The organism is Janthinobacterium sp. FW305-128 (assembly GCF_020858135.1).
Classification (GTDB): Bacteria; Pseudomonadota; Gammaproteobacteria; order Burkholderiales; family Burkholderiaceae_D; genus Janthinobacterium.
Map to the genome: position 1 here is coordinate 22,312 of NZ_JACYMK010000012.1, position 22,369 is coordinate 44,680.

The 22,369-nt window shown below is 62.3% G+C and carries 22 protein-coding genes; 7 read left to right on the forward strand and 15 right to left on the reverse strand.

Annotated elements, in window-relative coordinates; genetic code table 11:
• Positions 1-221: 221 nt before the first annotated feature.
• The 4 genes from IGS60_RS22790 to yacG all read left to right on the forward strand — a co-directional run bounded on the left by IGS60_RS22790 (position 222) and on the right by yacG (position 2,789).
• Positions 222-1,091, forward strand: a complete 870-nt coding sequence (locus tag IGS60_RS22790; RefSeq protein WP_070290267.1) for an A24 family peptidase — start codon at positions 222-224, stop codon at positions 1,089-1,091.
• A gap of 22 nt (positions 1,092-1,113) precedes the next feature.
• Positions 1,114-1,761 carry a dephospho-CoA kinase gene (coaE, locus tag IGS60_RS22795; protein ID WP_230506298.1) on the forward strand — a complete coding sequence of 216 codons (648 nt, stop codon included), beginning with the start codon at positions 1,114-1,116 and terminating at the stop codon, positions 1,759-1,761.
• A gap of 62 nt (positions 1,762-1,823) precedes the next feature.
• Positions 1,824-2,579, forward strand: coding sequence for a cell division protein ZapD (gene zapD / locus IGS60_RS22800; protein WP_070219363.1), 756 nt, complete (start codon positions 1,824-1,826; stop codon positions 2,577-2,579).
• Between the two features lie 18 nt (positions 2,580-2,597).
• On the forward strand, positions 2,598-2,789 hold the full coding sequence (gene yacG / locus IGS60_RS22805; RefSeq protein WP_034785391.1) for a DNA gyrase inhibitor YacG: 192 nt from the start codon (positions 2,598-2,600) through the stop codon (positions 2,787-2,789).
• 3 nt (positions 2,790-2,792) lie between these two features.
• Here the strand turns inward: yacG and IGS60_RS22810 are convergent, their stop codons facing one another.
• The 5 genes from IGS60_RS22810 to argJ all read right to left on the reverse strand — a co-directional run bounded on the left by IGS60_RS22810 (position 2,793) and on the right by argJ (position 6,088).
• Positions 2,793-3,215, reverse strand: a complete 423-nt coding sequence (locus IGS60_RS22810) for a VapC toxin family PIN domain ribonuclease (RefSeq protein WP_230506299.1) — start codon at positions 3,213-3,215, stop codon at positions 2,793-2,795.
• A 6-nt stretch (positions 3,216-3,221) separates the two neighbouring features.
• Entirely contained in the window at positions 3,222-3,431 is a 210-nt protein-coding gene (locus IGS60_RS22815) for a hypothetical protein (protein WP_070219361.1), read from the reverse strand.
• Between the two features lie 121 nt (positions 3,432-3,552).
• The gene (locus IGS60_RS22820) at positions 3,553-3,975 is read right to left on the reverse strand and encodes an NUDIX domain-containing protein (RefSeq protein WP_230506300.1); all 423 of its coding nucleotides are present in this window, start codon (positions 3,973-3,975) and stop codon (positions 3,553-3,555) included.
• Positions 3,972-4,853, reverse strand: a complete 882-nt coding sequence (locus tag IGS60_RS22825; protein WP_230506301.1) for an ATP-binding protein — start codon at positions 4,851-4,853, stop codon at positions 3,972-3,974. The genes IGS60_RS22820 and IGS60_RS22825 overlap by 4 nt, the downstream gene beginning before the upstream one ends.
• The gene (gene argJ / locus IGS60_RS22830; RefSeq protein WP_070290173.1) at positions 4,850-6,088 is read right to left on the reverse strand and encodes a bifunctional glutamate N-acetyltransferase/amino-acid acetyltransferase ArgJ; all 1,239 of its coding nucleotides are present in this window, start codon (positions 6,086-6,088) and stop codon (positions 4,850-4,852) included. Before argJ ends, IGS60_RS22825 begins: the two co-directional genes overlap by 4 nt.
• 314 nt (positions 6,089-6,402) lie before the next feature.
• On the opposite strand from argJ, the gene IGS60_RS22835 reads away from it, so the two are divergent.
• Positions 6,403-7,674 (forward strand): alpha/beta hydrolase, encoded by a 1,272-nt coding sequence (locus IGS60_RS22835; RefSeq protein ID WP_230506302.1) that lies wholly within the window; start codon positions 6,403-6,405, stop codon positions 7,672-7,674.
• A gap of 74 nt (positions 7,675-7,748) precedes the next feature.
• Here the strand turns inward: IGS60_RS22835 and secA are convergent, their stop codons facing one another.
• Complete coding sequence (secA, locus tag IGS60_RS22845) at positions 7,749-10,520, reverse strand: preprotein translocase subunit SecA (protein WP_306798514.1); 2,772 nt, start codon at positions 10,518-10,520, stop codon at positions 7,749-7,751.
• 279 nt (positions 10,521-10,799) lie between these two features.
• Here secA and IGS60_RS22850 point away from each other — a divergent pair, with 279 nt between their 5' ends.
• Entirely contained in the window at positions 10,800-11,309 is a 510-nt protein-coding gene (locus IGS60_RS22850) for a DciA family protein (protein WP_230506303.1), read from the forward strand.
• 109 nt (positions 11,310-11,418) lie between these two features.
• On the opposite strand, the gene lpxC is transcribed toward IGS60_RS22850, so the two are convergent.
• The 3 genes from lpxC to IGS60_RS22865 form a co-directional block, all read right to left on the reverse strand.
• Complete coding sequence (gene lpxC / locus IGS60_RS22855) at positions 11,419-12,354, reverse strand: UDP-3-O-acyl-N-acetylglucosamine deacetylase (protein ID WP_070222474.1); 936 nt, start codon at positions 12,352-12,354, stop codon at positions 11,419-11,421.
• Positions 12,355-12,429: 75 nt separating this feature from the next.
• Positions 12,430-13,272 (reverse strand): DMT family transporter, encoded by an 843-nt coding sequence (locus IGS60_RS22860; RefSeq protein ID WP_230506405.1) that lies wholly within the window; start codon positions 13,270-13,272, stop codon positions 12,430-12,432.
• Positions 13,273-13,432: 160 nt separating this feature from the next.
• Positions 13,433-14,206: a helix-turn-helix transcriptional regulator gene (locus IGS60_RS22865; protein WP_121668505.1), complete on the reverse strand. Its 774-nt coding sequence runs from the start codon at positions 14,204-14,206 to the stop codon at positions 13,433-13,435.
• A gap of 104 nt (positions 14,207-14,310) precedes the next feature.
• Here IGS60_RS22865 and IGS60_RS22870 point away from each other — a divergent pair, with 104 nt between their 5' ends.
• On the forward strand, positions 14,311-15,078 hold the full coding sequence (locus IGS60_RS22870; protein WP_230506304.1) for a class I SAM-dependent methyltransferase: 768 nt from the start codon (positions 14,311-14,313) through the stop codon (positions 15,076-15,078).
• Positions 15,079-15,793: 715 nt separating this feature from the next.
• Here IGS60_RS22870 and IGS60_RS22875 read toward each other — a convergent pair.
• The 6 genes from IGS60_RS22875 to murC all read right to left on the reverse strand — a co-directional run bounded on the left by IGS60_RS22875 (position 15,794) and on the right by murC (position 22,362).
• Entirely contained in the window at positions 15,794-16,300 is a 507-nt protein-coding gene (locus IGS60_RS22875) for a peroxiredoxin (protein WP_070290164.1), read from the reverse strand.
• 223 nt (positions 16,301-16,523) lie between these two features.
• Complete coding sequence (gene ftsZ / locus IGS60_RS22880; protein ID WP_034784974.1) at positions 16,524-17,732, reverse strand: cell division protein FtsZ; 1,209 nt, start codon at positions 17,730-17,732, stop codon at positions 16,524-16,526.
• Between the two features lie 154 nt (positions 17,733-17,886).
• Positions 17,887-19,119: a cell division protein FtsA gene (ftsA, locus tag IGS60_RS22885; protein WP_010394955.1), complete on the reverse strand. Its 1,233-nt coding sequence runs from the start codon at positions 19,117-19,119 to the stop codon at positions 17,887-17,889.
• 49 nt (positions 19,120-19,168) lie between these two features.
• Entirely contained in the window at positions 19,169-19,987 is an 819-nt protein-coding gene (locus IGS60_RS22890; protein ID WP_230506305.1) for a cell division protein FtsQ/DivIB, read from the reverse strand.
• A gap of 1 nt (position 19,988) precedes the next feature.
• Positions 19,989-20,957 carry a D-alanine--D-alanine ligase gene (locus IGS60_RS22895; protein ID WP_230506306.1) on the reverse strand — a complete coding sequence of 323 codons (969 nt, stop codon included), beginning with the start codon at positions 20,955-20,957 and terminating at the stop codon, positions 19,989-19,991.
• Between the two features lies 1 nt (position 20,958).
• On the reverse strand, positions 20,959-22,362 hold the full coding sequence (gene murC, locus IGS60_RS22900) for a UDP-N-acetylmuramate--L-alanine ligase (RefSeq protein ID WP_230506307.1): 1,404 nt from the start codon (positions 22,360-22,362) through the stop codon (positions 20,959-20,961).
• Positions 22,363-22,369: the final 7 nt, after the last annotated feature.

Here is a 22,369-nt window from a genome sequence, read left to right on the forward strand (position 1 = left end):
GTTTGCGGGACAGCCTCCGCAAGCCGGGTGACAAACCCACACATCGGTGAGCGACTGGAAGAATTCGATCCACGCGAAAACTACCGCCGCCATGCTGGCCCGACGTCATCCCTCGACCAGAACCCTGCGCAAAACATCCCCATGCGCCGGCAGATGTTTTACACTGCGGCAGTGCCAAGCAATGTTTGCGCGGCAATATCACCACCTCAGACAACTCCACCATGCTGCAAGATACCCTGCTGTTCGCCGCGCCCGGCAATTTGCCCGTCACCCTCGTCGCCGCCCTGTTCGGCCTGATCGTCGGCAGCTTCCTCAACGTGGTGATCCACCGCGTGCCGAAAATGATGGAGCGCGACTCCGCTAATTATGTGGCGGAAGAAAGCGGCTTGCCCTTGCCGCACACGGACCGCTACAACCTGATGCTGCCGCACTCAAACTGCACCGCTTGCGGCCACCGCATCACGGCCAAGGAAAACATCCCCGTCATCAGCTACCTGCTGCTGCGCGGCAAATGCAGCGCCTGCAAGGCGCCCATCTCCGTGCGCTATCCGCTGGTGGAGCTGCTGACGGGCGCGCTGTCGGCCCTGTTGATCTGGCATTTCGGCAGCGGCTGGACGGGCCTGGCCACGCTCGTGTTTGCCTGGCTGCTGATCGCCATGACCTTCATCGACGCCGACACGCAAATGCTGCCCGACGACCTGACCTTCCCCCTGCTGTGGGCCGGCTTGCTGGTCAACATCAACGGAACTTTCGTGCCGCTGCAGGACGCCGTCATCGGCGCGGCCGCCGGTTATCTGGCCCTGTGGGCCGTGTACTGGGCCTTCAAGCTGGCGACAGGCAAGGAGGGAATGGGCTATGGTGACTTCAAATTGCTGGCGGCGCTCGGTGCGTGGCTGGGCTGGACCATGTTGCCGACGATCATATTGTTGTCGTCGGTGGTGGGCGCCGTGGTCGGCATCGGCCTGATCGTGTTTGCCAAGCGGGGGCGCGACAAGCCGATTCCCTTCGGCCCCTATCTGGCGGCGGCGGGTCTGATTGCGCTGCTGTACGGCACGCCCCTGTCGCGCCTCACGCTGGGCCTGACCAGCTGACCAGCCCCTTATGGATACACACATGCAATTACAAAACGCCCCCTATTTCAGCGTCGGCCTCACCGGCGGCATCGGTTGCGGCAAGAGCACGGTGGCCGACCTGTTCGCCGCGCGCGGCGCCTCCATCGTCGACACCGATCAGATCGCACACAGCCTGACGGCGCCGAATGGCGCGGCCATGCCAGCCCTGGTGGCGGAATTTGGCCCCGGCTACGCCGATGCGCGCGGCGCCCTCGACCGTACAAAAATGCGCAACCTCGTGTTTTCCGACGCCGCCGCCAAGGCCAGACTGGAAGCCATCCTGCACCCGCGCATCCGCCAGGCGACCCTGGAGGCGGCCGCCGCAGCAACGGGCAGCTATGTGATCTTTGCCGTGCCCCTGCTGGTCGAGTCCGGCGGCTGGGTGGAGCGGGTCAACCGCGTACTGGTCATCGATTGCCAGGAAAGCCTGCAAGTGTCGCGCGTGATGGCGCGCAATGGCTTATCGGAAGAACAAGTCAAAGCCATCATGGCCACGCAGGCCACGCGCGCCATGCGCCTGGCGGCGGCGGACGATGTGATCGACAATAATGGCGATTTGGCGGCCCTAGCGTCGCAGATTGCCCAGTTGCACGATTTATATCTGGCATTTTCAAAAAGAATGGCTGGAATCGGGCCGCAACGTTTGTAATTTGTCGACGCTTGGTTCAAAATCACGGGATTGTTTGCAGGTCCTTACTTAAGGGAATTATTTTGATTGTCTACGAATACCCTTTCAACGAACGCATACGTACCTTGTTGCGGCTGGAAGACCTGTACGACAAATTCAAGTTCTTCATCCAGCAAGAGCATGCAATGCAACATCATGTTGCCTTGGCAACTATTTTCGATATGCTTGAAGTGGCCGGCCGCGCCGACCTGAAGTCGGACCTGCTGCAGGAACTCGAGCGCCAGCGCCAGAGCCTGCTGGGCTACCGCAGCAATCCGAACGTGGAGCCGGAAACCCTGGACGCCATCCTCGGCGAACTCGACAGTGTCAGCGGCGCCCTGGTGGCGGCGCAAGGCAAGACGGGCCAGAATATCCGCGACAATGAATGGCTGATGAGCATCCGCGGCCGCACCATCATCCCGGGTGGCGCCTGCGAATTCGACTTGCCGTCGTACTTTGCCTGGCAAAAACGCAGCTGCGAGCAGCGCCTGACCGATATCCACGCGTGGTTCGCCCCGCTGGCGCCCCTGTTCGACGCGCTGGCCCTGGTCTTGCGCCTGCTGCGCGATTCCGGCGGCCCAGTGAAACTGATCGCCAATGGCGGCAGCTACCAGCAAATGCTGCAAGGCAAGGTGTATCAGATGCTGCGCCTGAGCCTCGATGAAAACAGCGGCGCCATCCCGGAAATTTCCGCCAACAAATACATGCTGTGGGTACGCTTCACTACACAGGGCGGCGACTTGAAACCCAAGCCGCTGGAAGAAGATGTACCATTCGAGCTCACGCTCTGTAATTTTTAACTGTTACTTATTTGCCCCATCATGACCGTCGTTAACTGCCCTACCTGTGCCGCCAAAGTCGAATGGACTGAAGCCAATAAATACCGCCCCTTCTGCTCGGAACGCTGCAAGCAGATCGACCTGGGCGCCTGGGCCGAAGAGAAATACACGATCCCCGCCGCCGACCCGTTCGAAGATCCCCTGGCGGACGAAGACAACAAGCCCCAGTAAGCTTCATTTGAATGGATTTTCCAGGCGCAGCCCCTGCGCCGCAAAACTGTCGAGCCTGCCGCTGACCACCGTCAAGCCATAGGCAATACCCATCGCCGCGATCTGCCCATCGACGCCATGCGCGTGACTACGGCCATGCAGACGCGCGCACACGAGCGCGCAATCGAGGTCGAATTCCAGCAGCCGCGGCGCATATTCCGCCAGCACGGCTTCCAGCCAGCCCTCCAGCGCCAGTGCTTCCAGCGCCGCTTCGCGCCGCCAGCTGCACTGTATGCCTGCGCGCAATTGCGCGATCACCTGCACCGGCACATAGCGCATCTCCGGCGCTACCCGCTCGAAAAAGGCAGACACGCCCGCCGGCGCAGCGCTGCCCTTGCGCGCGGCAACGATCACATCCGTATCGACCAGATAAGCGGGCATAGGCATGGCGCATCAGGGGCGGCGCTCGAAATCCGCGTCCAGGCCCACGTCGGGCATGCCGCGCAAAATATCGTCGAGCGGGCGCTTCGGCAAGGGCCGCAAGGCGCTGCGCAGGATGTCGCGGTGCTCGTCTTCGATGCTGCGCCCATGCGCGCGGGCACGCTTGTGCAAGGCGGCAATCAGCAATTCATCGGTATCGGTAAAGGTCAGTGTCAGCGGCATGCGAGACTCCCCCGGTGCTTGATGAAAGCACTGTAGCGCAAAGCGCGCGCGATACAAGGAAAGTCACAGCAAAGCTTGCGCCAGCACGCAGCATGGTGCTGCCCGCCGGCACAAGTGGAGATCAGGCAGGTATCAGGGATTCCCGGCGTACCGCGTCGAGCCATTCCAGCAGGGGAATGGTGGCCGGCAGCAAGGGTTCCACGCCCACCGTGCCCTGCCAGGCGAACGCCTGCCCTTCCAGGCTTTGCGGCTCGCCGCGCCAGTTGCGGCTGATATAGAAATGCAGGCGCACATGGGCGTGCGGATACACATATTCGACGCCGCACCAGGCTTCGGCGCTGTCGATGTATAAACCCAGCTCCTCGACAAACTCGCGCTTCAAGGCGTCCAAAATGGCTTCGCCTGGCTCAACTTTACCGCCAGGAAATTCCCAATAGCCATCATATGGCTTGCCGGCCGGACGCTGGCCCAGCAGCACGTCGCCATTCGGCTTCATCAGGATGCCGACGGCCACATCGACCGGTTTCACTTTCATCTCGCTCATTGCGGCAACTTTCCCGCAGGTAGTTTCCCAGCATAATCGCGCGCAAATTGCCAGGCCACCCGGCCCGAACGCGAACCGCGCTGCAAGGCCCAGCGCAGGGCGTCGCCGCGCGCTTGCGCGATCTGTTCCGGCGTGCAGCCGAACGAAGCGAGCCAGTGCGCCGCGATGTCGAGATAATCGTCCTGCTTGAACGGGTAGAACGACAGCCACAGGCCGAAGCGCTCGGACAGCGAGATTTTCTCTTCCACCGTCTCGCCCGGATGCAAATCGCCATCGTCGTCCGTCTTGTAGCTGCTGTTGTCCGACATGCGTTCGGGCATCAGGTGACGGCGGTTCGAGGTGGCGTAGATCAGCACATTGTCCGATTGCGCGGCGATGCTGCCGTCGAGCGCCACTTTCAGCGCCTTGTAGCCGCTTTCTCCCTCTTCGAACGACAGGTCATCGCAAAAAATGATGAAGCGCTCGGGACGCGCCGCCACCAGGTCGACGATGTCGGGCAAGTCGGCCAGGTCCGCCTTGTCCACTTCGATCAGACGCAGGCCCTGGCCGGCGAACTGGTTCAGGCATGCCTTGATCAGCGACGACTTGCCCGTGCCGCGCGCGCCCGTCAGCAGCACGTTGTTGGCGGGACGGCTGGCAACGAACTGGCGCGTATTCTGCTCGATCTGCGCTTTTTGCGTGCCGATGTTATGCAAGTCATCCAACGCGATGTTCGACACATGCGCCACCGCCTGCAGATGGCTGGCGGCACCCTGCCGCCGGCGCCAGCGGAAGGCAAAGCTGTTCCAGTCGGTCGCCGGCAAGGCCGGCGGCAAGATCGACTCCAGGCGCGCCAGTACCCGCTCGGTGCGGATCAGGAATTGATCGAGGGCGGTCATGAGCGGTAGTCGGCGTTGATCGACACGTAGTCATGCGACAAGTCGCACGTCCACAGGGTAGCCGTGGCATCGCCGCGCGCCAGCTTGACGCGGATGGTGATTTCGCTTTGCTGCATCACGCGCTGGCCATCCTGCTCCTGGTAATCGGGGTTGCGGCCGCCATTCTTGGCCACCCACACGTCGTCCAGGTACAGGTTCAACTGGCCCACGTCCAGGTCGTCCACGCCCGCGTAGCCGATGGCGGCCAGGATGCGGCCCAGGTTCGGGTCGGAGGCGAAGAAGGCCGTTTTCACCAGCGGCGAATGGGCGATGGAATAGGCGATCTTGCGGCACTCTTCCACGTTGCGGCCGTCCTCCACGGTCACGGTCATGAACTTGGTCGCGCCTTCGCCATCGCGCACGATGGCTTGTGCCAGGAAGGTCGACAGTTCGGTGACGGCGGCGGCCAGTTCCGCATAGTGCGGCGAATCGATGGAATCGATGACCAGGCTGCCGGCACCCGTAGCGACCAGCATGAACGAGTCATTGGTGGACGTGTCGCCATCGATGGTGATGCAGTTGAACGATTTGTCGGCCGCCTGCTTCACCAGCTGGTCCAGCACGGGTTGCGCCACGGTGGCGTCAAACGCGAGGAAACCCAGCATGGTGGCCATGTTCGGCTTGATCATGCCGGCGCCCTTGCTGATGCCCGTCAGGGTCACCGTGTGGCCACCGATGGTGACCGTGCGCGAACCGGCTTTCGGCTGCGTGTCGGTGGTCATGATGGCTTCGGCGGCCGAGAACCAGTTATCCGAAGTCAGCGCGGCCACGGCTTGCGGCAAGCCGGCGACCAGACGCTGCACGGGCAGCGGCTCGAGGATCACGCCGGTGGAAAACGGCAGGATTTGCTGCGGCGTGCAGCCCAGCAGCTCGGCCAGCGCGGCGCAGCTGGCCTGCGCGTCGGCCAGGCCCGATTCGCCCGTGCCCGCATTCGCGTTGCCCGTGTTGACCAGCAGCGCGCGGATCGGCGCGGCGCCGGCCGTCACTGCCGCCAGGTTGGCCTTCGAGATTTGCACGGGCGCGGCGCAGAAGCGGTTCAGGGTAAACACGCCGGCCACGGTGGCCGTCGGCGCCAGTTTCAATACCAGCAAATCCTTGCGGTTGGGTTTCTTGATGCCGGCTTCGGCAACACCGATTTCAATGCCGGCGACGGCTTTCAAGTCGGCGGCGACGGGCTTGGGAGAATTGACGGCCATATGAGTTCTTCTGCGAGGGAAAAGGGAAGCGCTATTGTAGCGCCTTCGCGGCGCGGGTGAACATGCGGCAAGTGAATAGTCGCGCCAGCCACGGCAGCGTCGAGACGGGCCGGTGGTGCGGCCAGGCTTGCGATTTATCAGAACCATGCCGCCTGGCGGCGCTAAGGTATGGGAATGGGCGATGGCGAGTCTTGCAATCGCACCGTCCAGGGAAGGATGTCATGATGCAGGGGCGGTCAAACCGGATGCAGCGCAGCGCTTCAGACCTGTCGTGCCTGTTGCGCCCGCTATCCCTGCTTTGCCTGCTGGCCTCATTGACAGCCTGTACGGTGCCGCGTGGCCCGGCAGATGGCGCCAGCATCCACGTCACCGAACAGGCATCCGAAGCGCCGCCTGCCCCGCCGCCGCCACCACCGCCCGCTCCTGCCGCGGCAGCGCCTCACGCGCCAGCCACTACCGCAGGGCGGCGGCCACCGTTTGCCAGCCCGGGGAGCAGCGCATGGTCGGGCACGGGCGGCCTGCTCGGCAACCTCGGCAAGCTGTTCGGCAGCATCGGCAGCGGTGGCACGCCGAGATCCGACAACGATGCGCCGCCGCCCGGCGCCACGCACGTCACCGTGTATTACGCCACCGACAGGAAATACCAGCCCGGCAGCCGCAATTATGGCTGGCAGCCCAACCGCGTGGCGCCCTACCTGAGCTATGGCAGCGTCGTCGTGAGCATCCCGGAGAAAAGAGCGCCGGGCGAGCTGCCGCTGCCGCCCTGGTACGCCATCCTTGCCAGCGACAATGCGCAAAAATATGTGCTGATCAAGGAAACCACGCGCCTGTCGCGCGCGGATTTTCTCGCCGCCGTCAAGGCCAGGATACGGGCCGCCCCGGAACGGCACGCCGCCTTCATCTACATCCATGGCTACAGCAACTCGTTTGACGACGCCGCCCGGCGCACGGCGCAGATGGCGGTCGACCTCGACATCGGCGCCCTGCCCGTGTTCTACAGCTGGCCATCGAAAGGCACCCTGGCCGGCTATGAGTTCGATGAAAATGCCGCCGAATGGACGCAGGCGCACCTGCAGGCCTTCCTGGCCGACTTCGCCGAGCACTCTTTCGCCACGGATATCTACATCATCGCCCACAGCATGGGCAACCGCCCGATGACCGTGGCCCTGGCCAACCTGCTGGAAAAGCGCCCCGAGCTGCGGCCCCTGTTCAAGCAGGTCGTGCTGGCGGCGCCGGACATCAATGCCGACATCTTCCGCGAGCAGATCGCTCCCCGTTTTGCCAGCCTCAAGCTTCCCGCCACCTTGTACGCGTCCGCGAACGACAAAGCCATCCGTGCTTCCTACAATTTTGCCGACTGGGACAGGATAGGCGACATCCGCGGCCCCGTCGTCGGCATCCCCGGCATGGAACTCGTCGATGCCTCGGCCGTCATCATGAATTTCATGGGACACGATTACTTCGCCAGCAACCGCGTCCTGCTGACCGATATCGCCACCATGATCAAGACGGGGCAACGGGCAAAGAACCGCGGCGGCTTGAAAGGCATTCCCTCGCAAGCGCCGCAATACTGGGCCTTTCCCTGAGCCACAGGCCACGCGCGGCTGAAAAAAAACGGAGACCGCAGTCTCCGTTTTTTGTTCACACTGACAAACCGCGCTTAAGCCAGCTTGCCGTGGCAAGCCTTGTACTTCTTGCCGCTGCCGCAAGGGCATGGGTCGTTGCGGCCGACCTTGACGCCCATGCTCACGCTCATGTCGTCGACATACTGATCGTTGCTGTCGCCAGCCGTCGGCACCAGCAGTTCTTCCGGCGCCGCGTTCGGGTCGAATTCGGCGTGCTGGTAGTGCACGTTTTCCACGTGCGACTGCTGCATCGCCTGTTCGGCCGCATCGACTTCTTCGCGCGACTGGATACGCACCGTCATCACGTGTTTCGTGACGTCGTTCTTGATCATGTCGAGCATCTGGCCAAACAGTTCAAACGCTTCGCGCTTGTATTCCTGTTTCGGGTTCTTCTGCGCATAACCGCGCAGGTGAATACCCTGGCGCAGGTGATCGAGCGCCGCCAGGTGTTCACGCCAGTGGCTGTCCACGCTTTGCAGCATGACATTGCGCTCGAAGCCGCCAAACGATTCCTTGCCGACGATATCGATCTTCGACTGGTACACGGCATCGGCCGCGGCCAGCACTTTTTCCAGGATCTCTTCGTCCGTCAGGGTCGAATCGGCTTCCAGCATTTGCTGCAGCGGCAAGTCGAGCTGCCATTCGCTGGCCAGGGTGTTTTCCAGGCCCTTGATATCCCACTGCTCTTCCACCGATTCGCGCGGCACGTATTCGTGCACCAGGTCCGTGAACACGCCATGGCGCAGCGAGCCGATCATCTCGGAAATATCGGTCGTTTCCAGCAGCTCGTTACGCTGCTGGTAGATGACCTTGCGCTGGTCGTTGGCGACGTCATCGTATTCCAGCAATTGCTTGCGGATGTCGAAGTTGCGCGCTTCGACCTTGCGCTGGGCCGACTCGATCGAACGCGAGACGATGCCTGCCTCGATCGGTTCGCCTTCCGGCATTTTCAAACGGTCCATCACGGCGCGCACGCGGTCGCCGGCGAAGATGCGCAGCAGCGCGTCGTCGAGCGACAGGTAGAAGCGCGAGGAACCCGGATCGCCCTGGCGGCCGGCACGGCCACGCAACTGATTGTCGACGCGGCGCGATTCGTGGCGTTCGGTGCCGATGATGTGCAAGCCGCCCGCATTGACCACGTGGTCGTGCAGCGACTGCCACTCATCGCGCAAGGTCTGCGACTGGGCTGCCTTGTCGGCGTCGCTCAGCTCAGCATTGGCTTCGATGAACTTGATCTGGTTTTCGACGTTACCGCCCAACACGATGTCCGTACCGCGGCCTGCCATGTTGGTGGCGATGGTGATGGCTTTCGGACGGCCTGCCTGGGCGATGATTTCCGCTTCGCGCGCATGCTGCTTCGCGTTCAGCACGTTGTGCGGCAAGCCGGCCTTGGTCAGGATGCCCGACAGCAGTTCCGAGTTCTCGATCGAGGTCGTACCCACCAGCACGGGCTGGCCGCGCTCGTAGCAGTCGCGGATGTCGTTCAACATCGCGTTGTATTTTTCCGCCGACGATTTGTAGACCTGATCCTGGCGGTCCTTGCGCTGCAGCGGACGGTTTTGCGGAATCACGACCGTTTCCAGGCCGTAGATTTCCTGGAATTCGTACGCTTCCGTATCGGCGGTACCGGTCATGCCGGCCAGCTTGGCGTACATGCGGAAGTAGTTCTGGAAGGTGATCGAGGCCAGGGTCTGGTTCTCGTTCTGGATCTTGACGCCTTCCTTCGCTTCGACGGCCTGGTGCAGGCCGTCGGACCAGCGGCGGCCCGTCATCAGACGGCCCGTGAATTCATCGACGATCACCACTTCATTGTTCTGCACCACATAGTGCTGATCCTTGAAGTACAGCGCATGCGCGCGCAGGGCCGCATACAGGTGGTGCACGAGGGTGATGTTGGCCGAATCGTACAGCGACGCGCCTTCCGGCAGCAGGCCCATCTCCATCAGGATGCCTTCGGCCTTTTCGTGGCCCGCTTCCGTCAGCAGCACCTGGTGCGCTTTTTCATCCTTGGTGTAGTCGCCCGGCACTTCAACCTTGCCCTTGCCGTCCGGCGTTTCTTCGCCGATCTGCAGGGTCAGGCGCGCAGGCAGTTCATTGATCTTGTGATACAGGTCCGTGTGGTTCTCGGCCTGGCCCGAAATGATCAGCGGCGTACGCGCTTCATCGATCAGGATCGAGTCGACTTCATCGACGATGCCGAAGTTCAGGCTGCGCTGCACGCGCTCGCGCGCTTCGTAGACCATATTGTCGCGCAAGAAGTCGAAACCGAATTCATTGTTCGTGCCGTACGTGATGTCGGAGTTGTACGCCTGCTGTTTGGCGCTGTGCTCCATCTGCGACATGTTCACGCCCGTCGACAGGCCCAGCCATGCATACAGGCGGCCCATGGTCTCGGCATCGCGCTGCGCCAGGTAGTCGTTGACGGTGACGATATGCACGCCCTTGCCCGACAAGGCATTCAGGTAGGCTGGCAAGGTTGCCATCAGGGTCTTGCCCTCGCCCGTGCCCATTTCCGCGATCTTACCGAAATGCAAGACCATGCCGCCGATCATCTGCACATCGAAATGGCGCATGCGCAGGACGCGCTTGCTGGCCTCGCGGCAAACGGCAAAGGCTTCCGGCAACAAGGCATCGAGCGATTCGCCAGCGGCGATGCGTTCCTTGAAGGCAGGCGTTTTCGCTTGCAGCTCGGCATCCGACAGCTTTTCGATGGCCGGCTCGAGCGCATTGATCTCGCGTACCGTTTTTTGGTATTGCTTGAGCAGCCGCTGGTTGCGGCTACCGAAAATCTGGGTCAGTAATGACATGCTTGAATTCTTGAAAAAACGCCGTTAAAAAAAGCTCGGTAGGGAACAACGAGGTAGTAATCGCGTCACCGCACGGAGTTCGACTATGGCAAAAGACGATGATTTTATCATGCGTTCCCGCCAAGGTTGGGGTAATGCACCATATAACAATAGCTTAATGACAAACAAATGGCAGAAATTGCGGACATTTCCCATACTGTAAGGCAATACGGCCTGCCCGCCTGCGCCGCACCCGCCGCCGCACTCGTCATGCGCGGGCGAGTGTGCTATGTTTCGGCCATGCGAACTCCCACTTATTCTTCGGCGCCGCGCCGCGGCTACGGCTTTGCCCGTTCCGGCCCGGCCGCGACGGGGGCAACCGATTTTCTGCGCGGCAACGCGACGATGGCTTCCCTGATGCCCACCGTCACGCGCCTGGCCGCCCTGCAGAAAGATTGCGCCAAGGCTTTGCCGGCGATGTTCGAGCATTGCGACATCCTGCAATTCGAAGGCGGGCAGCTGGTGCTGGCCACGCCGAACGCGGCACTGGCGGCCAAGCTCAAGCAGCAATTGCCGAAACTGCAAGGGGAACTGGAAAGAAAGGGCTGGCAAATTTCAGGCATCAAGCTGAAAGTGCAAGTCATCAAGAGCATCGCGCCCATCGTGCATACGCGGGCACTGGTCTTGCCGGAAAAGGCCATGTCGGCCCTGGAAGAGCTGAGCACGGCATTGCCGCCATCGAAGCAGAACGAGCAGTTGATCGCGGCGCTGCGCAATATGGTGCGCCACCACCGCGAACCTAAAGATTAGCAACGCCAGGCGGCAGCACGTAGGTCGGGTTAGGCCCTTCGGGCCGTAATCCGACAACATTGTTGGCGCCTGCGGGATTGTCGGATTACGGCCTGCGGGCTAATCCGACCTACGTCAACGACCACTCGCGCTCCATCTGCCGCAAATACGACTGCGGCGCCGCCTCGTTGGTATCGAACGAGACGATTTCATACGATTCCGGCTGTTCCAGCAGCGCCAGCAGCAGCTGGTTGTTCAGCGCGTGGCCGGACTTGTGCGCCGTGTAATACGCGAGCAACGGGTGGCCCACGAGGTACAGGTCGCCGATGGCGTCGAGGATTTTATGACGCACGAACTCGTCCTCATAGCGCAAGCCATCGGCGTTGAGGATGCGGTACTCGTCCATCACGATGGCGTTTTCCAGCGAACCGCCACGGGCCAGGCCCATGCCGCGCAAGCTTTCCACGTCTTGCATGAAACCGAAGGTACGCGCGCGCGCCACGTCGTGCACGTAGGACACGTCGCCGAAATCGACGGAAGCGCGCTGCATCGTGCCATCGACGGCAGGATGGTTGAATTCGATGAAGAAATCGAGCTTGAAGCCGTCGTACGGCGACAGGCGCGCCCATTTTTCCGCGTCGCCCTTGCCTTGACGCACTTCCACGGGCTTGATGACCTTGATGAATTTCTTCGGCGCCTGCTGCTCTTCCACCCCGGCTTGCTGCAGCAGGTAGACGAAGGACGAGGCGGAACCGTCCATGATGGGAATTTCTTCCGCATTCACGTCGATCACCATATTGTCGATGCCCAGGCCGGCTGCGGCCGACATCAGGTGTTCCACCGTGGAAACCCTGGCGCCGTCCTTGATCAGTACGGACGCCATGCGCGTATCGCCTACGGCCATGGCGCTGGCGGGAAACTCGACGATGGGATCGAGGTCGATGCGGCGAAACACGATGCCCGTGTCGATCGCGGCGGGACGCAGAATCAGCTCGACCTTGGTGCCGGAGTGCAAACCGACACCGATGGTGCGGACCTGTTGTTTGATGGTGCGTTGTTTTAACATCTGTCGATTATATCTATTTGCCGGATTTTCGTTGCGGTGCGGCATGGCTCACGCCAGAAATACCACAACCGTTCCTCACGGATGTTCGCTTTCCGCATGCACGGCTTCGCGCCGCACCAGGTAAATGCCGCTGCCGATGATGATGGCCGCGCCGATCAAGGTGTATTCGTCGGGCAAGGCGCGCCACAGCATCCAGTCCAGGGCCATGCCCCAGGCCAGGGCCGAGTATTCGAATGGCGCCACGCTCGATGCCTTGCCAAAACGAAAAGCTTCCGTGATGGCCAGCTGGCCCAGGAAGCCGCTCAGCGACAAGCCGGCCAGCAGCCACCAGTCTTCGCGGCGGATGCTCACCCATTCATGCGCCGACAAGGCCACGCCGCCGGCGGCCATCATCACCATCAGCCAGAAGACCATGCTTTCGCTGGCATCCGTGCGGCTCAGGATGCGGCCAGTGACGGCGGAAATGGCGTAACAGGCGGCCGAGCCCAGCACGGCCAGCCCGGCCAGCGAAAAGAAGCCCGAACCGTCGGGACGCAGCGCCACCAGCACGCCCAGCAGACCCACGGCGATGGCGCACCAGCGCGCGAAGTCGACTTTTTCCTTCAAGATAAAAACCGACAGCACCGTGATCAGCAAGGGCGCAACAAAAAACAGCGCATACGTCTCGGCCAGCGACATGCGCTTCAAGCCATACGCGAACAGGGTAATCATCAACACGCCCAGCGCGCCGCGCAGCAAGTGCAGCGGCCAGCGCACCTTCAGCACATTCTTGAACGCGCCCCGGTACAGCAGGTACAGGCAAACGAGCGGCAAGGACGACAGGGCGCGCAAGGCCGTCACCTGCATGGGCGGATAGTGGGCGGACAACAGCTTCATGGCCGTGTCCATCAGGGAAAACATGGCGACGGCGACCAGCATCACATAGATGCTGCGCAGGTTAGGATTGCGGGGTATCAGGACAGACTCCTGGCGAAAGAGCGGGACCGTCATCATGGCGACGGCCGGAGCCAGGACAGCATGGTCTGGAAAGGCAGGGCCAGGCGGTCCGCCCGATTATAGCAAGCGGGGCCGTTTTGCCTTATGACACAGGCAACAGCATCACCAGTTTCAATTCATGCTGGCGCGCCAGGTGCAAGGTGACCTGGTTGAAGCTGAGCGCCCCCTGTTGCGCATGCTGGAAGCGGCGCAAGCCGCCATCGCGGCCCTGCACCTGCTGCGCGCCCCACCACAGGCGAAATTCAGGGCTGGCATCGGCCAGCTCCGCGATCAGGCCGGCCAGCGGCGCCTGATCCGCCTGGCGTCCGATATCGGCACGAAACTCCGCCACCAGCCGCCGCGCCCGCTCGGGCCAGCCGACGATCAGGTCGCGCGCGCCAGGCTCCAGGAACATGAAGCGCAGCTGGTTCGGCGCGTCCCCGTCGCCATGCAGCCAGCCCGTGAACAAGGCGGACGCCGCTCCGTTCCACGCCACGGCGCTCCATTCGCGGTCGAGGATGTAGGCGGGCGCGTCGATGGCGGCGACGATGGCGGCCAGCTCGGTGCTGGCAGGCCCGCCGCCCTCGCCTGTGCCATGGCTGGGGTCATGCTTGTCGGCCACCTCGAACAGATAGGCGCGCTCGGCCGCGCTCAGCTGCAGTACCTGCGCCAGGCGAGAAAGCATCTTGGCCGACGCCGACACGGGCCGCCCCTGCTCCAGCCACGTCAGCCAGGTGGGACTGACGTCGCACAGCTGCGCCAGCTCTTCGCGCCGCAAGCCGGGCGTGCGCCGACGCCCGCCACCGGGCAAGCCAGCCATGGCGGGGGTGACGGCTTCGCGCCGGGCGCGGATGAATTCAGCGAGCTTGTTCGACATGGCACAGATGCATGGTAGTGGATATACCAGTATAAGTTATGGTCTTGTTACAGGATAATTTTATCCCTATTCTGCAGGAACTCACCCATCAACAGGAGAAAACCATGCAGCAGCACGATGTCGTTACCGAACAGTTTGGCAAGACAGCCCATGCCTACCTGAGCAGCGCGGTGCACGCGCAAGGCGCCGACCTGGTGCTGATGCAGGAATGCGCACGCCGCCACGGCCGGCCGGCCGTGCTGGACCTGGGCTGCGGCGCCGGCCACGCCAGCTTTGCCGTCGCCCCCGTGGCGCAATCGGTGGTCGCCTATGATCTGGCGCAGCCCATGCTCAACGTGGTGGACCACGCCAGGGCGCAGCGCGGCTTGCACAATATCCGCACGCAACAGGGCGACGTCGCGCATCTGCCGTTTGCCGACGCCAGCTTCGACATGGTCGTCACGCGCTTTTCCGCGCACCACTGGAACGACGTGGCGGGCGCCCTGGCCGAAGCGTGGCGCGTGCTGCGCCCGAACGGCACGTTATTGGTGGTCGATATCGTGGCGCCCAAGACGGCCCTGTACGACAGCACCTTGCAGGCGGTGGAAATGCTGCGCGACGCCTCGCACGTGCGCGACTACCGCACGTGCGAATGGGGCGCCAAGTTCGACAACGCGGGCTTTACGCACAGCTTGCGCAGCGTATGGAAACTGACGATGCAGTTCGACGAGTGGGTGGCGCGCATGCGCACGCCGGACGAGCGCGTGGCGGCCATCCGCAACCTCTTCGATGGCGCGCCAGAGGAAGCGCGCCGGTATTTCGCGCTGCAGGACGACTATTCGTTCAGCATCGACGCGGCCATGTTCGAGGCGACCAAGCCATCGGTACAGTAAACGTAAAAAACGGCGCTGATGACGCCGTTTTTATTGCGTAGGTTGGATTAGCGCGCAGCGCGTAATCCAACAATGCCAGAGCAAACGTGATGCGAACGCAGCTCGTCGGCTTACGCTGCGCTAAGCCGACCTACGCCGACCTGCGCCTGGCCTGCGCCAGGCCTACGTCAACCTGCGATCTGCTTAGGCCAGCTGGCTCAGCTGCAGGACGACTATTCGTTCAGCATCGACGCGGCCATGTTCGAAGCCACCAAGCCATCGGTACAGTAAACGTAAAAACGGCGCCGATGGTGCCGTTTTTTATTGCGTAGGTTGGATTAGCGCGCAGCGCGTAATCCAACAATGCTGAAGCAAACGCGGTGCGAACGCAGCTCGTCGGCTTACGCTGCGCTAAGCCGACCTACGCCGACCTGCGCCTGGCCTACGCTTGGCCTACGCCTGGCCTACGTCAACCTGCGATCTGCTTAGGCCAGCTTGCTCAGCTGCAGGACGACTATTCGTTCAGCATCGATGCGGCCATGTTCGAAGCGACCAAGCCATCGGTACAGTAAACGTAAAAACGGCGCCGATGGCGCCGTTTTTATTGCGTATTTTTTATTGTGTAGGTTGGATTAGCGCGCAGCGCGTAATCCAACAATGCCAGAGCAAACGTGATGCGAACGCAGCTCGTCGGCTTACGCTGCGCTAAGCCGACCTACGCCGACCTGCGATCTGCTTAGGCCAGCTGGCCCAGCAAGGTTTCGGCGTTCGACACTTCAAACTTGCCGCCCTGCTCGATGTTCAATTGCGTCACGACGCCATTGTCGACCAGCATCGAGTAGCGCTGCGAGCGCGTGCCCATGCCGTGCTTGGAAAAATCAGCGTCCAGGCCCAGGGCCTTGCTGTAGGCGGCATTGCCGTCAGCCATCATGCGTACGACGCCGGTGGCTTTCTGGTCGCGGCCCCAGGCGCCCATCACGAACGCGTCGTTGACGGAGATGCACCAGATTTCATCGACGCCCTTGGCTTTCAGGTCGGCAGCGTGCTTGACGTAGCCTGGCACGTGCTGTGCGGAGCAGGTCGGGGTGTAGGCGCCTGGCAGGCCGAAGATGGCGATCTTCTTGCCCTTGACCAGGTCTTGCACGTTGAACGTGTTCGGGCCCAGTGCGCAACCCTCGGTTTCGCTTTCGATGAATTCGGCCAGGGTGCCTTCTGGCAGGGTGTCGCCGATCTTGATGGTCATGTTGACTCCTTGTGTACTGTCGGTTAAGGACGCCGCCCGCTCCATGGAGCGGACGGCGCCCGTGATCTGGTTCTGCCGGCATGATGCCGACACTGCGCGATAGTATGCCTGACTTGCCGTATTTGTGCAGAAAGCGGCCGGAAAGGCAAAGCCAAAAATCAAAAAACCGCAAAAAAAACGGCGACCCTCAGGCCGCCGTCATCGTTACTGACATCAGATCACCTTAATCTGCTTGCTTACGCAGGAACGCTGGAATGTCGTAGGTTTCCATGCCATTCTTTTCCATCGCGCGCACTTGCTCGGAAGCCGATTCGCGGCGCCATACGGCTGGTGCCTTCATGCCGTCGAAACCGGCTGCCGGCGTGGCTACGCCAACCGTCGTCGTCGCCGCTTGCGCGCTACCCATGGCAGCCGACGGGGTCAGCGGGCTGTTGTGGGTGCCGGTGCGCAGCACTTGCTGCGGTACCAGCTGGATGTTTTTCTTCGCGCGGCCCAGGCCCGTGGCCACCACGGTAACGCGGATATCGTCGCCCATGGCGTCGTCGTAGGCGATACCTTGCGCGATCGACGCGTCCGGCGCGGCAAACGCGCGCACGGCAGCCATGACTTCCTTGATCTCCTTGCCTTTCAGGCCACGGCTGGCCGTGACGTTGACCAGCACGCCGCGCGCGCCAGACAGATCAATGCCGTCCAGCAGCGGCGAAGCGACAGCCTGTTCGGCGGCGATGCGCGCGCGGTCGACGCCGGACGCCGTCGCCGTGCCCATCATGGCCTTGCCCTGCTCGCCCATGATGGTTTTCACGTCGTTGAAGTCGACGTTGATATGGCCAGGCACGTTGATGATTTCGGCGATGCCGGCCACCGCGTTGTTGAGCACATCATCGGCGTGCTGCATCCATTCCAGCATGCTTTCGTCTTCGTAGATCTCTTCCAGTTTTTCATTGAGGATGATGATCAGCGAATCGACGTGCAGGGACAGCTGCTCCAGGCCTTCGTCGGCGATGTCCATGCATTTCTGGCCTTCGTACGAGAATGGCTTGGAGACCACGGCCACCGTCAGCGCGCCCAGTTCCTTGGCCACTTCGGCCACGATAGGAGCGGCGCCCGTGCCCGTGCCGCCGCCCATGCCGGCGGCGATGAAGACCATGTGCGCGCCGCGCAGCGAATCGGCGATGCGTGCGCGCGATTCTTCGGCCAGCTGGCGGCCGACGGCAGGCTTCATGCCGGCGCCCAGACCGGTATCGCCGATCTGGATGATGTTGTGGGCCTTCGATGTTGACAGGGCCTGTGCGTCGGTGTTGGCGGCAATGAACTCCACGCCCGACATGCCTTTGTTGATCATGTGTTGGACTGCATTGCCACCCGCACCGCCGACGCCGACGACCTTGATGACGGTACCTAAAGCTGTGTTATCGACCATATCGAACTCCATGATGTGCTCCTATCAGATGCGGTTTCCAAGCGCCAGGCCTCATATTGGTAGGAGAACTGGAGATTGAAAACTGCGGTTAAATATAAAATAAAGTTATGTGTGTGCGCCTGCGATGCTGCCAAAAAACCTGTACTGCCGGGCGTAAATCATGCCCTTAAAAATTCCCTAAAAACCATTCCTTCATGCGTTGCCAGACTGCCTTCACCGAGCCGTCCTGACGCGTCACGATGTGGCCGCGCAGGTATTGCTTCTTCGCTTCCAGCAGCAGGCCCAATACCGTGGCATAGCGCGGACTGCGCACCACGTCGGCCAGCTGGCCCCGATACTCGGGCGTGCCCAGGCGCGCCGGTTTCAGGAAAATATCTTCGGCCATTTCCACCATGCCGGGCATGATGGACGTGCCGCCCGTGAGCACGATGCCCGACGACAGCACGCCTTCGTAGCCGGATTCGCGCACCACCTGGTGCACCATCGCGAACAGCTCCTCGACCCTCGGCTCGATCACTGCCGCCAGCGCCTGGCGCGACAGGTTGCGCGGGCCGCGGTCGCCCAGGCCAGGCACTTCCAGCGATTCGCCGGGGTCGGCCAGGACCTGCTTGGCCACCCCATAGCGGATCTTGATTTCTTCCGCTTCCGCGGTCGGGGTACGCAAGGCCATGGCGATGTCGTTGGTGATCTGGTCGCCGGCGATGGGAATGACTGCCGTATGGCGGATCGCGCCATCGGAGAATACCGCCACATCGGTCGTGCCGCCGCCGATGTCGATCAGGACCACGCCCAGTTCCTTCTCGTCGGGCGTGAGCACCGCATCGGCCGAGGCCATCGGCTGCAGGATCAGGTCCGACACTTCCAGGCCGCAGCGGCGCACGCACTTGACGATGTTCTGCACCGCCGACACGGCGCCGGTGACGATATGCACCTTCACCTCCAGGCGGATGCCGCTCATGCCGATAGGCTCGCGCACATCTTCCTGGCTGTCGACGATGAACTCTTGCGGCACCGTGTGCAGCAATTGCTGATCGGTCGGAATGTTAACCGCTTTTGCCGTCTCGATGACGCGCGCCACGTCGGTCGCCGTCACTTCCTTGTCCTTGATGGCCACCATGCCGCTGGAATTGAAGCTGCGGATATGGCTGCCCGCAATGCCCGCGTACACATTGCGGATCTTGCAGTCGGCCATCAGCTCGGCCTCTTCCAGCGCGCGCTGGATGGACTCCACCGTGGCCTCGATATTGACCACTACGCCTTTTTTCAGGCCCTTCGATTCGTGCTGGCCCAGCCCGATCACTTCGTGGCGCCCATCGGACATCACTTCGGCAACCACCGCCACCACTTTCGAGGTGCCGATGTCGAGGCCGACGATCAGGTTTTTCGCGTCTTTTGTCATTTCTTTCGCCTAGTTTTTTGGGCTATTAATTGATTAATTGAGTATTCGGTCAAGCCGGTTTTTTAATCGGACTGCCATTTTTCTTCTTGATCGCCGGCGCCGGCCTGCCATCCTTGCCTTCGGCCGGTATCACCAGGCCGGCGGAACTGAGCGCCAGGCCATTCTGGTAGCGCATATCGATCGTGTCGATATTCTCCAGCCGGCTCGCCAGCTGCGGGTAGATGCCCACCAGCCGGTCCACCCGCGCTTTCAGGGTCGTATGATTCTGCTCGCGCCCCAGCGCCACGCTCATGCCGTTATCCAGTTTCACCGTCCACGCATAGCGGCTCGACAGCGACAGCGATTCGGGCACCATCTTCAACGGCGAAAACCACTTTGCCAGCTGCACATAGGTGGCCAGTACTTCCTTTTCGCTGCCATCGGGGCCGGCAAACGCAGGCAATTCATGGTCGTCTTCGGCTTCGGCCACATTGGCGGTAAACACATCGCCCTTGACCGACAGCAGGCGTCCATCCTCGCCCCAGGTGCCCAATGCTTCATGTTCTTCCAGCGCCACGATCAGCTGGTTCGGCCACTCGCGCCGCACGCTGGCACGGCGCACCCAGGGCACCGATTCGAACACGCCGCGCACGCTTTCCAGGTTGGTCGTGAAAAAATTGCCCTTGATGCGGCCCAAAGTGCCGCTGCGCAGGGTCAGGTAATTCACGTGGCGCAGGCCCTTGTCGTCCGCGCTCTCCACCTTGATCGTGCGCAGGTCGAACATGGGACGCTGCGACACCCACCAGACGCCGGCGGCCACGCACACGACCAGCACCGCGGCCAGCAAGCCGTTGGCAGTCGTATTGAGGCTTTTAGCGTCATGCCACATATCAGCGCTGTCCCTTGTGCATTTTCAGGCTTGCGCCGGAAACGATTTCCAGGCACAGGTCTTCATAGCTGGTGCCTTCCGCGCGCGCCGCCATCGGCACGAGCGAGTGACCGGTCATGCCTGGCGAGGTATTCACTTCCAGCAAAAACAGCTTGCTGTCGGCCGCGCGCATCAGCACATCGACCCGTCCCCAGCCTTCGCAGCCGAGGGCACGGTACGCCGCCAGGGCGATGCGCTCCATCTCGGCGATGATCGCCGGGTCCAGTTGCGGCGGGCAGAAATACTGCGTATCGTCCGTGAAGTACTTGTTCTGGTAATCGTAATTGCCTTGCGGAGCGACGATTTCGATCGGCGGCAGCGCGCGCGCCGCAGCGCCCTTGCCCAGGATGGCAACGGTGAACTCGCGGCCCTTGATGAATTCCTCGGCCAGCACCGAATCATCGAGGCCGGCGGCGATGTCGTAGGCCGCCTGGAAGGCCGAGGCCTCGTTGACCGTCGTGATGCCGATGCTCGAGCCTTCATGCGGCGGCTTGACGATCAGCGGCAAGCCCAGTTCCGCGGCGACCTTGGCCAGGTCGGAGCTGTCGTCCAGCACCGCGTACTTCGGCGTCGGCAGCTCGTGCATCAGCCAGATCATCTTGGTATAGACCTTGTCCATGCCCACCGAGCACGCCATCACGCCGCTGCCGGTGTACGGGATGCCCAGCTGTTCCAGCGCGCCCTGCAGGCTGCCGTCTTCGCCGAAGCGGCCGTGCAGCGCGATGAAGACGCGGTCAAACTTCTCAGCGGCCAGTTCGGCCAGGCTGCGTTCGCCCGTGTCGAAGCCATGCGCATTCACGCCATGGCTTTTCAATGCGGCCAGCACGCCCGCGCCGGACATCAGCGACACTTCGCGCTCGGCCGAGCGGCCGCCGAACAGGACGCCGACCTTGCCCAATTGTTTAACGTCGATAGCTGAAGCTTGGTTCACGTCAGGCCTTTACAGTGTGAGATTGATACGTTGTCAGTTGATTCGGGATGCCGCTGATGGAACCGGCTCCCATGGTCAGCACGACGTCGCCGTCGCGCGCCACGCTCATGATGGTGTCGGCCATGTCCGTCATGGACTCGACGAAAATCGGTTCGATCTTGCCGCGCGCGCGCAGGGCATGCGCCAGGGCGCGGCCGTCGGCGGCGACGATAGGCGCTTCGCCCGCCGCATACACTTCGGACAAGAGCAGCACGTCGGGCGCACCGAGCACCTTGACGAAATCCTCGAACAGGTCGCGCGTGCGGCTGTAGCGGTGCGGCTGGAAAGCCAGCACCAGGCGGCGGCCCGGATAGGCGGCGCGCGCGGCGGCCAGGGTCACTTCCGTTTCCACCGGATGGTGGCCGAAATCGTCGACCAGCGCGAAAGTGCCGCCGTTCGGCAGCGCCACGTCGCCATAGCGGGTAAAGCGGCGGCCCACGCCGGAAAACTCGGCCAGGCCCTGCTGCGTGGCGCAGTCGGCGATGCCGATTTCGCGCGCGATGGCGATCGCCGAGCAGGCATTCTGCACATTGTGCATGCCGGGCTGGTTCAGCACCACATCGAGGTCCGGATAACCTTCCTGCAGCACGGTGAAATGCATTTCCAGGCCCACGGCGCGCGCGTTGATGGCGCGCACTTGCGCGTCTTCCGCGAAACCGTAGGTGGTGACGGGCTTGGTGACGGACGGGATGATGGCGCGCACGTGCGGATCGTCGATGCACAGCATGGCGCGGCCATAGAACGGCAAGCGGTGCGTGAACTGCACGAAGGCCTGCTTGAGCTTTTCGAAATCGTGCTCGTAGGTGTCCATGTGATCGGCGTCGATATTCGTGATCACTTCGATCATCGGCGTCAGGTTCAGGAACGAGGCGTCCGATTCATCGGCTTCGGCCACCAGGTAGTCGCCCGAACCCAGCTTGGCGTTCGCGCCGGCGCTGGTCAGGCGCCCGCCGATGACGAAAGTCGGGTCGAGGCCGCCCTGCGCCAGCACGGAAGCGACCAGGCTGGTGGTGGTGGTTTTGCCGTGCGTGCCGGCGATGGCGATGCCGCGTTTCAGGCGCATCAATTCACCGAGCATCACGGCGCGCGGCACCAGCGGGATCTTGCGCGCGCGCGCGGCCGCCACTTCCGGATTGTCTTGCGGGACGGCGCCCGACGTCACCACCGCATCGGCGTCGCCGATGTTCTCGGCCGCGTGGCCGAGCATGACGGTCGCGCCCAGGCTCGCCAGGCGCTGCGTCGCCGCATTGCTGCCCAGGTCGGAGCCCGACACCTTGTAGCCGAGGTTGACCAGCACTTCGGCGATGCCGCTCATGCCGCTGCCGCCAATGCCGACAAAGTGGATATTGTTTACTTTATGCTTCACAGAGCTA

Coding starts and splice junctions, on each gene's coding strand:
- IGS60_RS22790 (WP_070290267.1), top strand. CDS start 222: ATGCTGCAAGATACCCTGCTGTTCGCCGCGCCCGGCAATTTGCCCGTC.
- coaE (WP_230506298.1), top strand. CDS start 1,114: ATGCAATTACAAAACGCCCCCTATTTCAGCGTCGGCCTCACCGGCGGC.
- IGS60_RS22810 (WP_230506299.1), bottom strand. CDS start 3,215: ATGCCTATGCCCGCTTATCTGGTCGATACGGATGTGATCGTTGCCGCG.
- IGS60_RS22815 (WP_070219361.1), bottom strand. CDS start 3,431: ATGCCGCTGACACTGACCTTTACCGATACCGATGAATTGCTGATTGCC.
- IGS60_RS22820 (WP_230506300.1), bottom strand. CDS start 3,975: ATGAGCGAGATGAAAGTGAAACCGGTCGATGTGGCCGTCGGCATCCTG.
- IGS60_RS22825 (WP_230506301.1), bottom strand. CDS start 4,853: ATGACCGCCCTCGATCAATTCCTGATCCGCACCGAGCGGGTACTGGCG.
- argJ (WP_070290173.1), bottom strand. CDS start 6,088: ATGGCCGTCAATTCTCCCAAGCCCGTCGCCGCCGACTTGAAAGCCGTC.
- secA (WP_306798514.1), bottom strand. CDS start 10,520: ATGTCATTACTGACCCAGATTTTCGGTAGCCGCAACCAGCGGCTGCTC.
- IGS60_RS22850 (WP_230506303.1), top strand. CDS start 10,800: ATGCGAACTCCCACTTATTCTTCGGCGCCGCGCCGCGGCTACGGCTTT.
- lpxC (WP_070222474.1), bottom strand. CDS start 12,354: ATGTTAAAACAACGCACCATCAAACAACAGGTCCGCACCATCGGTGTC.
- IGS60_RS22860 (WP_230506405.1), bottom strand. CDS start 13,272: ATGCTGGTCGCCGTCGCCATGTTTTCCCTGATGGACACGGCCATGAAG.
- IGS60_RS22865 (WP_121668505.1), bottom strand. CDS start 14,206: ATGTCGAACAAGCTCGCTGAATTCATCCGCGCCCGGCGCGAAGCCGTC.
- IGS60_RS22870 (WP_230506304.1), top strand. CDS start 14,311: ATGCAGCAGCACGATGTCGTTACCGAACAGTTTGGCAAGACAGCCCAT.
- IGS60_RS22875 (WP_070290164.1), bottom strand. CDS start 16,300: ATGACCATCAAGATCGGCGACACCCTGCCAGAAGGCACCCTGGCCGAA.
- ftsZ (WP_034784974.1), bottom strand. CDS start 17,732: ATGGAGTTCGATATGGTCGATAACACAGCTTTAGGTACCGTCATCAAG.
- ftsA (WP_010394955.1), bottom strand. CDS start 19,119: ATGACAAAAGACGCGAAAAACCTGATCGTCGGCCTCGACATCGGCACC.
- IGS60_RS22890 (WP_230506305.1), bottom strand. CDS start 19,987: ATGTGGCATGACGCTAAAAGCCTCAATACGACTGCCAACGGCTTGCTG.